General features: G+C 38.9%; 11 protein-coding genes and 1 tRNA gene. 4 read left to right on the top strand and 8 right to left on the bottom strand.

What is annotated here, in order from left to right:
• Positions 1–25: 25 nt before the first annotated feature.
• Both LKF16_RS04580 and LKF16_RS04575 read right to left on the bottom strand, forming a co-directional pair.
• The gene (locus tag LKF16_RS04580) at positions 26–2,032 is read right to left on the bottom strand and encodes a cation:proton antiporter (RefSeq protein ID WP_291469070.1); all 2,007 of its coding nucleotides are present in this window, start codon (positions 2,030–2,032) and stop codon (positions 26–28) included.
• A 117-nt stretch (positions 2,033–2,149) separates the two neighbouring features.
• Complete coding sequence (locus tag LKF16_RS04575) at positions 2,150–4,159, bottom strand: cation:proton antiporter (RefSeq protein WP_291469068.1); 2,010 nt, start codon at positions 4,157–4,159, stop codon at positions 2,150–2,152.
• Between the two features lie 138 nt (positions 4,160–4,297).
• Between LKF16_RS04575 and rapZ the strand changes: the two genes are divergently transcribed.
• From rapZ to whiA, 3 genes are read left to right on the top strand one after another with little or no spacing between them, the layout of a single operon-like run.
• Positions 4,298–5,212 (top strand): RNase adapter RapZ, encoded by a 915-nt coding sequence (rapZ, locus tag LKF16_RS04570; RefSeq protein ID WP_291469066.1) that lies wholly within the window; start codon positions 4,298–4,300, stop codon positions 5,210–5,212.
• The gene (locus LKF16_RS04565) at positions 5,199–6,230 is read left to right on the top strand and encodes a gluconeogenesis factor YvcK family protein (RefSeq protein WP_291469064.1); all 1,032 of its coding nucleotides are present in this window, start codon (positions 5,199–5,201) and stop codon (positions 6,228–6,230) included. The genes rapZ and LKF16_RS04565 overlap by 14 nt, the downstream gene beginning before the upstream one ends.
• The gene (gene whiA, locus LKF16_RS04560; protein WP_291469062.1) at positions 6,230–7,165 is read left to right on the top strand and encodes a DNA-binding protein WhiA; all 936 of its coding nucleotides are present in this window, start codon (positions 6,230–6,232) and stop codon (positions 7,163–7,165) included. Before LKF16_RS04565 ends, whiA begins: the two co-directional genes overlap by 1 nt.
• Before the next feature lie 27 nt (positions 7,166–7,192).
• Here the strand turns inward: whiA and LKF16_RS04555 are convergent, their stop codons facing one another.
• The 4 genes from LKF16_RS04555 to LKF16_RS04540 all read right to left on the bottom strand — a co-directional run bounded on the left by LKF16_RS04555 (position 7,193) and on the right by LKF16_RS04540 (position 10,630).
• Entirely contained in the window at positions 7,193–8,593 is a 1,401-nt protein-coding gene (locus tag LKF16_RS04555; RefSeq protein WP_291469060.1) for an MDR family MFS transporter, read from the bottom strand.
• A gap of 314 nt (positions 8,594–8,907) precedes the next feature.
• Positions 8,908–9,495, bottom strand: coding sequence for an ATP-dependent Clp protease proteolytic subunit (locus LKF16_RS04550; protein WP_291469058.1), 588 nt, complete (start codon positions 9,493–9,495; stop codon positions 8,908–8,910).
• A gap of 178 nt (positions 9,496–9,673) precedes the next feature.
• Positions 9,674–10,195 (bottom strand): GNAT family N-acetyltransferase, encoded by a 522-nt coding sequence (locus LKF16_RS04545; RefSeq protein ID WP_291469057.1) that lies wholly within the window; start codon positions 10,193–10,195, stop codon positions 9,674–9,676.
• 12 nt (positions 10,196–10,207) lie between these two features.
• Positions 10,208–10,630, bottom strand: a complete 423-nt coding sequence (locus LKF16_RS04540; RefSeq protein WP_291469055.1) for a MarR family winged helix-turn-helix transcriptional regulator — start codon at positions 10,628–10,630, stop codon at positions 10,208–10,210.
• 124 nt (positions 10,631–10,754) lie between these two features.
• Here LKF16_RS04540 and LKF16_RS04535 point away from each other — a divergent pair, with 124 nt between their 5' ends.
• The gene (locus LKF16_RS04535) at positions 10,755–12,131 is read left to right on the top strand and encodes an MDR family MFS transporter (protein WP_291469052.1); all 1,377 of its coding nucleotides are present in this window, start codon (positions 10,755–10,757) and stop codon (positions 12,129–12,131) included.
• A 49-nt stretch (positions 12,132–12,180) separates the two neighbouring features.
• On the opposite strand, the gene LKF16_RS04530 is transcribed toward LKF16_RS04535, so the two are convergent.
• Complete coding sequence (locus LKF16_RS04530; protein ID WP_291469050.1) at positions 12,181–13,167, bottom strand: alpha/beta hydrolase-fold protein; 987 nt, start codon at positions 13,165–13,167, stop codon at positions 12,181–12,183.
• A 167-nt stretch (positions 13,168–13,334) separates the two neighbouring features.
• Positions 13,335–13,406: transfer RNA gene (locus tag LKF16_RS04525), tRNA-Arg, on the bottom strand.
• Positions 13,407–13,553 lie beyond the last annotated feature (147 nt).

Here is a 13,553-nt window from a genome sequence, read left to right as displayed (position 1 = left end):
AAAACGCGAACAGTGATTTTTTAGTTTAATCTGATGGCCCGACCGATTGCGTGTAGACTAATTGGTCAGTTGAAATTTGTTCATACAAAGCGTTGCTCAAGGCTGCATTGATTTTTTTCGCAGTAGATTGAGCGTAAACAAAGTTGTATTCCTGTTGGAATGCTTGGATCAATAACTCATTTTGTTCGGCTACGAATTGCTCATTTGAGTTTAAGCGACGATGTCTTTCGTCATAAGCACGACGAGCGATCCCAATTTCACGAGAATTATCATCGTTGTAAATTTCGCTTAAATAAGTGACCACCTTGTTATATGGTTCGGTTTCGATCTTGGCGATTTTTTGCCAGAATTGACGATTGATCTCCATGGCTTTATCAGGATCGATCGATGCCGGACGCATTTGTTTGCGCATTTTTCTAGATGCCCGACCTTCTTTAGTGAAGAATAGTCGACTAACAATCTGAAAACGCCAGAACCAATGGAATTTTTCCCAGCCTTGTTTTTGATATTGCTGAACCGTGGTCTGAGCGACTCGCATATAAGCTTCAAACAAGGACTGAGTGATTCCTTGTTCGTCATACATTTTTTCAACCGTCGTTTCTTCAATTTCAAAACAATGATTGAATATTTCTGCCAGTTTGTTTCTATCGGCGCGACGCTCAACGATCCTCTGACCATCAAGTACGCTGATGACTTGGCTGACAGCTGGGGACTTCGAATTTTTTGCTAATAGGGTATTTATGGCATCATCGACCATTTTGCTTTTGACTGATACCAATTCGTCTTCAGAATATTTGCTGACTTTATTTGGCAACATTAACGGCAGAATTATTGTTGGAATTAGTAAACTAGTTAAAATAACGACTGCTGAAATAAAAATCAAATCGTTTCTAAAGGTAAATGCGTGCCCGTGGAGCGTTAATGGCAATGAGAACGCCAATGACAAGGTAATGGTCCCGTGAACGCCGCTAAGAGCCATAACGATGCTATTCATCAATTTGTCATGCTTGTTCCAGGAACGAATTCTGGCAAAGTCGAATTGGACCCACAGAAATCTTAATAGCGTCATGACTAAATATAGTAGGATACCAACGCCAACTAAGGTAATAACTGATCCGGTGTCATTATGCGACAAGTCCTTGATGACAATTGGCAATGACAAACCTAGTAGAACAAAGACGATACCGTTTAGGGCACTGGCCACAACAGACCAAGTTGTAGTCATGGCAATTTGAAGCCTTGAAGAAGTTAGTCGCAGACGGTTTTGTTGGACGCCGTGGAGCAATCCAGTGACGACGACTGCTAAAATTCCCGAAACTCCGACTGCTTCAGCTGCTAAGTAAACTACAAAAGGCGTCATTAACGTATAAGGGACCATGACTGAAGGTGTATCAACATGAGCCTTAATGAATCGGATCCGAATGTTAATGATGATTATTCCTAGAACCAAACCAACAATTATTCCCCCAAAAAATACATACAGGAAGTTACCGATTCCATGCCAGAGCGAGAATTGCCCAGTAACTACGGCAGCAATCGCTAAGTTTAAGGCGACGATACCAGATGCATCGTTGAACAGCGACTCATTTTCAAGAGTATTCATGACGTCTTTTGGAACCAAAACTTTGGTAGTGATCGATGAAACAGCGACCGCATCAGTTGGTACGATGATTGCGCCGAGGGCAAATGCCAAGGCCAATGAAATACTTGGGATCAACCAATGTGTTAAAAAGCCGACAATCAAGATAGTGATGATCACAAGTTCAACCGCCAATGAAAAAGTTGTCCCCATGTGCCGAGTCAATCTTGATAAATTGGTATTTTGACCATCGTTAAACATCAGCATTGAGATGATCACTAACATAAAAATTTCCGGCTCAAGTTCAAAATGTCGAAATACTGGTAAAATCGATAAAATCAAACCGGCTGCAATTTGCAAAAATGCGACCGGGAAAAGCTTAAATTTGGTATAAAGTGCATTTGTGACAATGACCGCAATGATCAAAATAAAAATCAGAAAGAATGTCTCCATGTGAAATCGTCCCCCTCGGATGATTTGGATGTTGCTTTCAATGTCTCAAGTGTATCGCAATTTGTTATAAAAAATATTGTATTTAATAAAAAAGCCAGACCTCTGTCTGACTTATCTTTAATCTTCAATTGACTGTAAAAAGACGACCCGATCGGTGGATACTTGTTCATTTAATTCTCGTCCAAGTTCACGACTATATCTTTTTGACAGGATTTGGTTTTGGATGAAGTTATATTCTTCTTGGAAAGCTTCACTCAACATAGCATTTTGTTCGTCAACAAATGATTGTTCACCGACGAGTCGACGATGACGTTGATCATAAGCAGTTCTAACAATAGAAACTTCACGAGCGTTTTCATTAGTCATCTTAGTATTCAAAAATTTGGTTATATCAGCATACGGTTTAACCTCGATGTCACGCATCATGGTCCACATTTCTTTGTTGCGCTTGATCATTTCCCCACGTCCAACATTTTTACGTCCACGTTTCTTTTGGCGAAGCAGTTGTCTTTTTTTGCGAGCAGATTCGGACATTGAAACTTTGTCACGAATTCTGAAATTAAAAAACATCATTATTCGTTGCCAAGGATTTTGTTGATTTTGAATCGCTATTCGTTGAGCAACACGTAAGTATATTTGGGCATCATTAACGGAAACTTCGTCATTTTCAATCATTTGGTCGACTGTCTGTTTCTCGATCTCGTAACACTTATCAAATAATTGATTGAGCGTATTCCTATCGCCACGTTCAATGACCATACGCTGACCGTCAAGAATAGTAACTATTTGACTGGCTGAAGCAGAATTGCCGTGGTTAGTCGCAACCATTTTGATGGCATTATTCACCATTTCGTCTTTAGCTTGAGAAAGCTCAGCCTGGGTAAAATCAATTTTTTGTTTTGGTAAAAAGAAGGGCAGTACTAGCGTTGGTACGATCAGACTAGCTAAGATCACGATTGAAGCGATGTAGATGATATCGTTTCGAGCATTGAATGTTTGACCGTTCAACGTCATTGGTAATGAAAACGCCATAGCTAACGTGATTGTTCCATGGACGCCACTTAAAGCCATGATAAAGCTATTACCAGTTTTTTGATGATTGTCCCAAGCTCTGATCCTGGCGAAATCGAAGCGAGTCCATAGGTAACGCAATAAGGTCATGATCAAGTAAAGCAAGATCCCAACGCCAAACAAAGTTGCTACAGAGCTATTTCCGTGATGTTGACTGATATTGATGATAACACGAGGCAGCGATAAGCCGAGCAAGACGAAAACAATTCCGTTCAACAAACTTGAGACGACTGACCACGTGTTAGTCATAATTATTTGAACACGGGAACTAGTCAATTTCAGACGATTTTGTTGAACGCCGTGAAGCAATCCAGTCATGACGACGGCTAAAATTCCCGAAACACCGAGTGCTTCAGCAATCAAATAGACAGCAAACGGAGTCAGTAGGGTGAAGGGAACTAGAACTGAAGCAGTATCGATATTCATGTTAATAAAACGTAATCTGATCATGACTATCAAGGAACCTAAGATTGCGCCAACAATGATCCCACCGAAGAATACATATAGAAAGTTTCCAATACCGTGCATAACCGAGAATTGACCGGTCACCGCGGCAGCGATGGCCAAGTTTAAGGCGACGATACCAGATGCGTCATTGAACAATGATTCGTTTTCCAAAGTTGTCATGACGTCTTTTGGGATGACCATTTTATTGGTGATCGAAGAGACTGCTACTGCATCAGTGGGAGTAATAATTGCTCCGAGTGCGAAAGCCAATGCTAACGATAATGCTGGGATCAATAGATGGGTCACAAATCCTACGACTACGATCGAGACAATCGCCAGTTCGACTGATAACGAAAAAGTCGTTCCAAACTGATGAGTAAGCCTAGACATGCTAGTATGCTGTCCATCGTTAAACATTAAGACTGAAATGATCCCAAGTAGGAACACTTCTGGTTCCAGATGAAAATTTGCGTAAATTGGCAATGTTGATAAGATTAGTCCCGCTGCAATTTGAAAAAATGCGACAGGAATGGAATCAAAGCGCCAAAAAATTATATTTGAGATTACTACCGCTAAAACTAATAGTAGGAATAAAAAGACCGTATCCATAAGTGTTTCTCCCCTCAAAAGCTAAATCTAATTCTATCGCAATTTCAGTAATATACTATAAGAAAATTTTTTAAAAGATTTCTCGAATGACACGCCCGGGTCGTTATGTTATGATGAAATTCGAATGTGAGGTGCACAATGGCAAAAAAAGTACTTAGCTTAGTGATTGTAACTGGGATGAGTGGCGCTGGTAAAACGGTCGCCATGCAATCCTTTGAAGACTTGGGTTACTTCTGTATTGATAATATGCCACCTAACTTATTGCCAAAGTTTTGGGAATTAGTAAATGAATCTGGCAAGATCAATAAAGTAGCTCTAGTTGTAGATATTCGTTCAAGAGATTTTTACGATGAGATTTTCTCAATGTTGGCTGAAACGCAAGCTGATGAACAAGAGAAGAATCAAAAGGTTGAAATGAAGATCATGTTCTTGGATGCTTCAGACGAAGAACTAGTTTCTCGCTATAAAGAAACACGTCGCAGTCATCCATTGGCAATGGAAGGACGCTTGCTCGACGGAATCCATAAGGAACGTGAACTTTTAAGCGAAATGAAGTCGCGTGCACAAGTAGTCATTGATACAACTGATTTGTCGCCTCGCCAATTGCGTGAAGAAATTTTCTCCAATTTCCAAGAATCTTCCGAAGTTCCAACATTTCATGTTGAAGTGATGTCATTTGGATTTAAATACGGTCTGCCAATTGATGCCGACATTGTGATGGACGTTCGTTTTTTAAGAAATCCATTCTACGTTCCTGAACTTAAGGTACTGACCGGTAAGGACAAGTCTGTTTACGATTACGTGATGGATAGTCCAGAGACGGAAACTTTCTATAAGAAACTTTATGACTTGCTGCAATACATTTTGCCAGGTTATGAAAAAGAAGGTAAGACTAGTTTGACAATTGCAATCGGTTGTACTGGCGGCCAACACCGTTCAGTTGCGATTGCTGAAAGACTAGGCAACGATCTCAAGGACAAGTATTACGTTGATATTACTCACCGTGATGCAGAAAAATCTCAAAAGAAGGTTATTGAACATGGCAGCAAATAGGATAGTTCGAGTTGTTAAAGGACGTCGTCCAAAGGTTGTTGTTATAGGTGGGGGAACTGGTTTACCAGTTATTTTAAACAGTTTAAGAAAAGAAGATGCTAACATCACGGCGATTGTTACCGTTGCTGATGATGGCGGTTCATCTGGTATTATTCGAAATTATATCAACGTTGTACCACCAGGGGATATTCGAAACGTTTTGGCTTCGCTGTCTGATCTTCCTAATGAAGAATTAGAAGTGTTCCAACATCGTTTTAAGAGTGATGACGACTTTTTCTCAGGGCATGCTTTAGGCAATTTGATCATTGCGGCTTTGAGCGAAATGTCGCCTAATATTTTTGATGCGGTTCAGACTTTATCAAAAATGATGAGAATCGATGGTAATGTCTTTCCAGCTTCAACGACTAAATTGACGTTGAATGCAGAATTCACTGATGGCACTACATTGGCCGGGGAACATGAAATTACTCACTCAGGTAAACACGTTAAGCGTGTTTGGGTAACTAATTCTGACGAACCTGAAAAGGAGCCAGAGACGGTTTTACCAGTCTTGGCAGCAATCATGCAAGCTGATGTGGTGGTATTGGGACCTGGTAGTTTGTTTACCAGTATTTTGCCAAACTTGATGATCAAACAAATTGGTGAAGCAGTCAAAGAAACGCCGGCAGAGGTCGTATACATTTGCAATATTATGACGCAGATCGGCGAAACTGAAGGATTTACCGATGCAGATCACGTGAAGGTCCTTGACCGCCACTTAGGTGGAAATTACGTTGATACTGTTTTGGTGAATACTCGTAAAGTTCCAGATGGATTCGTTAACCACAAAAAATACGACGAGTACATCAACCAAGTAGAACCAGACTTCAAGACATTGAGAGAAATGGGATGTCGCGTGATCCAAGACGACTTCTTGAAGTTAAGAGACAATGGAGCCTTTCATGATGGCGATAAGATCGCTCATGAAATCTTGAATTTGGCGTTCCAGTCGGGAAATAGAAAAAATGAGGTGAGATAATGGCTTCCTATGCAAGTGAGGTTAAAAAAGAACTCACTGGTTTAGAGGTCCATCCAGAGCATGCTCGTGTCGAGTTGTCCGCTCTTATTCGAATGAACGGTTCGTTGAGTTTACAGAACCATCATTTCGTTTTGACTACTCAAACAGAAAATCCGGCAATCGCTCGGAGAATTTTCTCATTGATCAAGCAAAAATACGGTATGGAATCTGAACTTTTAGTTCGTAAGAAAATGAAGTTGAAAAAGAATAATCAATATCTAGTTCGACTCAAAAGAAACACTAATGAAGTACTGCAAGACTTAGGAATTTTAGATGAGACTGGGTTGTCCATCAACACTGATGTCACGCCAGACATCTTGAATGAAGATCAAAGAATGCGTTCATATTTACGTGGAGCGTTTTTGGCGACCGGAAGCGTTAATAATCCAGAGACCTCAAGATATCATTTAGAGATTTACTCATTGTACGAATCACACAATGAAGATATCGCTGAAATGATGAATCACTTTGGGTTGAATGCCAGAACCACTAAACGACGCAATGGCTATATTGTCTATTTGAAAGAAGCTGAGCGTATTGCCGACTTTTTACAATTGATCGGTGCAACTAATGCGATGCTGAAATTCGAAGATATTCGAATCGTTCGTGATATGAGAAATTCAGTTAATCGGTTAGTTAATTGCGAAAATGCTAATATCAATAAGACCGTTGCCGCAGCGGAACGTCAAGTTGAAAATATCAAGTATTTGCGTGATACGATCGGCTTAGATTCGCTTCCTCAAAAACTACAAGAGATTGCTACTTTGAGATTGGATAATCCAGAAGTATCGCTTAAAGAGTTGGGCGAGATGGTGCCAAGTGGCGCTATTTCAAAATCAGGGATCAATCATCGACTACGTAAGTTAAATCAAATGGCTGAAGAGGCCAAGGTATAAAAAAAACACTCCTGCAGGAGTGTTTTTTTATTTGCTATTTGATTTTTTACTATAATCCTTAACCATGATTGCAAATATCAAACCGACAATTGCGATGATGAAGAAGAATGTAAATACCGCGTGGTATCCAGCTAAACCACCGTTTACTGGCAGACGATGATTTTGGTTTGAAGTAACCAAGATCAACGTTGCCAAACTAACTCCGAGTGAACCGAGTAACTGACGAACAGTCGTAATGATGGCTGTACCGTGTGGAATCAAATCCTTAGGTAATGAATTACCACCCAAAGTTGTCGCTGGCATCATGACGAAGGCATTTCCACCTTCGATCAACATGGCAATCAAGATCATTGGCCAAATTCCTAATTTGAAGTTCAAAACAAATAGTAAGAACCAGCCAACAACGATCATCGACATACCAGTAAGTAAGGTAGATTTGAAACCAATCTTATCAGCTAATTTACCCGTTAGAGGATTGAGGATACTCAATAAAATAGCTGGTGGAACTAGTGCTAAACCAGAAACTAAGACTGAAGTTTCGAGAATGTTTTGATAATAAAGTGGATAGATGATTGTAACGACAATCAATGAAATATAAGAAAAGCCAGTTAGTAAAATTGCTAGATCAAAATTGAAATGCTTCATAACTTGGAGGTCAAGCAGTGGCTCTTTGACAGATAGTTGACGGTGAATGAACAAGACTGTCAAAACTAAACTGATGACCAAGATGATCCAAAGGTTAGTACTCATGGAATGAGCAGCACCAGCTTGGTTGACAACGTATAGCAAACCAACTAGTCCAACTAAATAAATAATTGAGATAAAGTCCAATCTGACTTTATTTCTAGGCATAACGTCTTTGATAAAAAATAGTCCCAAAATAAAGATAGCAATCATGATGATCAAGAAGATCACGAATAATCCTTGCCAATGCAACCAGTTCAAAACGATACCAGAAATAATTGGTCCACTAGCTAGTGCAGACCCCATGACTAATCCAGCGAAGCCCATGGTCGTCCCACGTTTTTCCTGTGGAGTTATTTCTAGTAAGACTGATTGAAACGACGGGAACAATATCCCGACACCGATTGCTTCTAACGCCCGTCCCAACATGGCAATCGGGAAGTTAGGCGCAACAATAATGACAAATGTACCAATGCCGAAGATAGCAACGACGCTTAAAAATAAGTTCTTGAATGAAATGTTATTCAATAGCCAAGGACTGATCGGCATCATGATACACATTATCAACATAAATCCAGTGGTCAGCCATTGAATAGTTGGTGCGGAGACGCCAAAGAACTTCATCAATGTCGGATAGGCGGTAGACAGAGACGACTGACTAATCGACATTGTAAAAGTTCCGGCCAGCAAGGTACTGACAAAAAATTTTCTACTAACGGAGTTTTGTATTTGATTATTCTCCATTGTTAATTCTCCTTCCACGATCATTTGAAAATCAATTTGTAAGAATTAAACTATCTATCCGCATAATATGAATAAATATACTCACGGGCGTAGTTTAATTTCGATTGTTTCAAACAACCATTATTATAATTAGAATTAAGTCCTGCAAGAACCGGATTAAGATATAAAAATTGTCATAATATACAATATTTATTACATGATTTCTTATAGGTAAACTTAAGTTCCTTGATTAGAATAATTGATTTGATTGAACTTGTCTATTCGCACAAAAAAAGCGGAATGCAAGTAATTTGCATTCCGCTTAGTAACTGAAATTATTTTCCAGCTTTGTTTGTCATAATATCATCGATCAAACCGTAGTCTTTAGCTTCTTGAGCTGACATGTAGTTATCACGTTCGGTATCTTTTTGCAAAGTTTCAAGAGTTTGTCCAGAATTATCGGCCAAGATTTGATTTAATTTCTTTCTTGTCTTCAAGATTTCTGTAGCAGCAATCTCAATTTCAGTTTGTTGTCCTTGAGCACCACCTGAAGGTTGGTGAATCAAGATCGTTGAGTTTGGCAAGGCAAAACGTTTGCCCTTTGTACCTGATGATAACAAGACACTGGCCATTGATGCAGCCATACCTGTTGCAATTGTTTGGACATCGGACTTAACGAAATTCATTGTATCCATGATAGCCAAACCATCAGTAACAGAACCACCTGGTGAGTTGATGTACATTGAAATGTCTTTATCAGAATCTTGAGCATCAAGGAATAGTAATTCAGCAACAACGGTATTAGCCATTTGACTGTTTACTTCACCAGAAACCATAATGATTCTATCTTTTAATAATCTTGAATAAATATCATAGGCACGTTCGCCACGAGAACTTTGTTCAATAACTGTAGGAACTAACATAAAATAAAATGCCTCCTATTTTTAATTAGTGCGAATTGTCAATTAGCACTCTCAAAAGCACAGTGCTAATTTAGCATATAAATCATATGGGGTCAACAATGAAGCACTGATATATTGAAAATATTTTTATACTATTAATATTATTTCAATAATTCCCGATATTATAACTATTTTGCGACTAGAGATTCAATTCATATGCTAGTCGTTTGCCGTCAACTGGTTCATCAACGTAGACGATGCCTCGATAATGATATCCTAAGCTTTTGGCTAATCCTTGCATGCGTTCGTTCATTTCGTGAGTATCGATCCGCATATTTTTAAAACCATGTTCGATTGCAATTGTGGTCAGATTAGTGAACATGAATTTGCTTAAATGCATCCCTCGAAATTTACTTGAGATAGCCACTCGATGAGTCGTTGCATAAGGTTCAGTAGTATTGTTCCATGAACCCTCGAAAATTTTTGAATAACTAGGTTCAGCAGATTCCAGCAGGGTGGCGGCACCAGCAATTTTTCCATCAACTATCAGTACCCAGTTGATTCCTGATTCAATATCATTTTTTAAGGTGTCACGATTGGGGCTGCCGTTTTGCCATTGTGGACTGCCATCTTTTTTTAAAAGGGCGCGTGCTTCTTCGATTATTTCCATGACCGCATCCAGGTCAGACAGGGTAGATTTTCTTAAATAAATTGTTGCCATAGTACATCCTCTTTATTGGTTAAGTTTAGTTTGGATCTTTTTCATCGCGTCGATGATCTCAGGTATTTCTGATTCAGAAACGTTTGAAAAAAGCTTGTCGATTTGATTATCTGCTCGTTGGTTGATATCTTCAAGAGCCTGTTTGCCATCGTCGGTAAGAGCAAGGACTTTGATCCGCAAGTCCTTTGAATCAGCCTTTTTAGTGATCAAATTTTCAGTTTCCAATTTTTTCAAAACGCGACTAATGTATCCTTTGTCTAGCTTTAATAAACTCAGCAACTGATTAGCCGTGTTGACGCCACGATTTATTTCGAGCAAGATTCGTGATTCCAAGATCGTAAATTTAGTGTGCAAATGGTACTTATCAGTTAATTGAAGAACGTTCGTGTAAAAACGATCGAATTCTCGGATATTATAAATATCTTCTTTTTTCATTTTTATTCCTCCAATGGTTGACAAAAGCAACTAGTTTTCAATATAGTAATTTAAGTTGCTTTTGTCAACTAAGTTTCTGTATCGAAAGATTTTCAGGAAACATTAAACTATTTGGAGATTATTTATGAAAAAAGAAATGCGTGTATCTTTATTTATTGTGCTATTTGGTAGTTTTTTTGGCGTCCTCAGTTCTACGATGATGACGACAGCTCTGCCATCAGTTATGCGCGTGTTTCACGTTTCATACTCGTCAGCACAGTGGCTGACTAACGGTTACATGCTCGCTAATGCTTTGATGATCCCAACCAGTGCATTTTTAATGAAAAAGTTTTCGTTCAAAAATTTATTTTTGACCTTCTCGACAATTTTTTTCGTCGGTTCATTGATCGGGACAGTTGCCAATCAGTATCTTATTTTGATTGCTGGACGAATGATCCAGGCGGTCGGTGCTGGGGTAATGATTCCGTTAGTTAACGTTATTGCTATGCGGGCAGCTGATGCCAAGCATCGTGGTTCGGTCATGGGTATCATCGGAGTCGTATTTAATTTTTCACCGATCGTCGGTCCGACAGTTTCTGGTTTTATCCTTGATAGTTTATCGTGGCGCTATTTGTTTAGCTTGACCATGCCATTTACGCTTATCTCAATAATCTTGGCCATCATCTTCATGCCAAAAGTTAAGCATGAGACTGAACTGACTTTTAACGTTAAAGGTTTGATCACAGCCAGTTTTGGACTTTTATGTCTACTGTGGGCGTTCTCAAATATTGGTGAATACAACGTTATTTCGTTTAACATCGGTGGCTTGTTCATCCTGGGTCTGTTCTTCGGCTGGTTATTCTTGAAGACTCAAGGCCATTCAAAAAATCCTTTTATCAATTTAAAAGTTTTTGAACACAGCCAATTCAACATTGCCAACATCTTGAACATGATCTTGATGGTGACGATGTATGGAAATACGATCCTTTTACCGATTTTAGTCCAGAACGTCATGCACAAAAGTGCTTTGATCTCAGGATTGGTACTATTTCCAGGTGCGTTGGTGACCTTCATCATGTCGCCGATAAGCGGTAAATTGTTCGATAAATATCCTGTAAAAAATCTAGTATTGATCGGTATTACCATCGACTGTATCGGAACATTTTTACAAGTGTTGATCAATAAGGATACCTCGATTTGGACAGTCACTTTGGGTCAAACGATCCGCCAATTTGGACTAGTCTTAGTCTTGATCCCAATTCAGACTCAAGCTTTGTCGTATCTTCCAGCTGAGCTGATCCCAGATGGCGTTGCACTCTATAATACGCTAAGACAGGTTGCTGCATCCTTTGGAACAGCATTGTTGATTGCCATAATCACAGTTTCAAATCAGCATGAAAACATCCATACGATCAGTGGGGAACTCGTCGGTATCAAGATAGGCTTTGCAGCTTGTTTAACACTGCTATTATGTTGTTTCATCTTTATTCGCAAACTATATACCAAAACTTCAGCAAATTAAAAAAGCAATCGGTCAATTGATCGATTGCTTTTCGTTTTAAATTGTTATTTTACTTTGATTGATTATAGAGCCAATCACGAACAGCTGGAATCGTGTAGGCATAATCAAATGAGGCATTGTGCTCTAGATGAGTCGTGGCATTTTCGAGAACCGTTCCTGCCTTCCAAGTTATAAAGTTGGCATCTCGATTCTTGTCCATCAACTGGTTAGCTGCTGTATTCTTTTCCTTGGCGGAAACTTGAGCATCTAGAGTTGTTGTTGTATATTTCTTACCGTCTTTTTTGAGCATCTTCATAACGTTCTTTTGACCCTTTGAAGCATTTTGGTCACCAGCAGAAGCAATGTAGAAGAATTTCTGATTCTTGAGTTTCTCTAATTGACTTACATCCCATTGTGATGATGCATAAAGTGTTGCAGCAAACATATTAGGATAATGAGAATTTAGATAGAACATTGTCATACCACCCATTGATTGACCAGTAGCGTATAGACGGTCCATATCGATGTTGTAGTCTTTTTCAAGTTTTTTCATTAGATCGAGATAAGTTTGAACATTCTTTTTAACTACTGAAGAACCAAATTGTCCAACTCCACCACTAACGGTTGAAGTATCAAAGACTGGAACTAGCACAAAACTGGCGTGTTTCTTTTGTTCTGAGTTAGTGGCCCAAATACTACCACCATATCCTTGCGTGATCCCCGTTTTAGTACTCTTGCCAGTAACTGAATCATCAGGGATAAATGTTAGGAGAGGATATTTCTTGTCTTTATTGTAGTTCTTTGGAACGAACAAGTTGTATCTTAATGTCACTCCGGTCTTTTTATCCTTGTAAGATAACTGTTTGAACTTCGACTCAACCTCGTTAGTAACAGTTGTCAGAGATGGATCCTTCTTCGAATCATTTGTATTCGTCTTTTTAAAAGTTGTTTCAGACGAATCTTTCGAAGAACTTGAGTTGCTGGAAGAACATGCAGTACCAATAACCATAACAAAAGCTAATAGTGCGAATAGTAGAACCAAGCGCTTGCGTTTCATATCATTCCCTACCTTCTAATTATTATGAATATGTATTACCGCTTACATCTTAAATGAGCCTTAAAAAAATAACAATAACCATTATATAAATTCATACATATAATAAGAAGTTAGTTAGCGAATTATGAATAAAAAAAGACTGATCGTAATGATCAGTCTTTGCGAAATGCGTCGCGTGGGAGTCGAACCCACATTGCAGGAACCGGAATCCTGAGTGCTATCCATTATACTAGCGACGCGTACTGTTATATTATCGCAAAGATGACTTCAAAGTTAAATAGAAATAACTATTCAAATGATTTCTAATTCATAATTTTAGATAAAACCAAATTAGAAACTGTGCTATAACAGCAATACGGAGCATTAATGAAAAAACATTCCATTTT

Origin of the sequence: Companilactobacillus sp. (assembly GCF_022484265.1) — a bacterium.
Lineage (GTDB): Bacteria > Bacillota > Bacilli > Lactobacillales > Lactobacillaceae > Companilactobacillus.
This window is presented reverse-complemented; position numbering and strand designations above follow the sequence as displayed.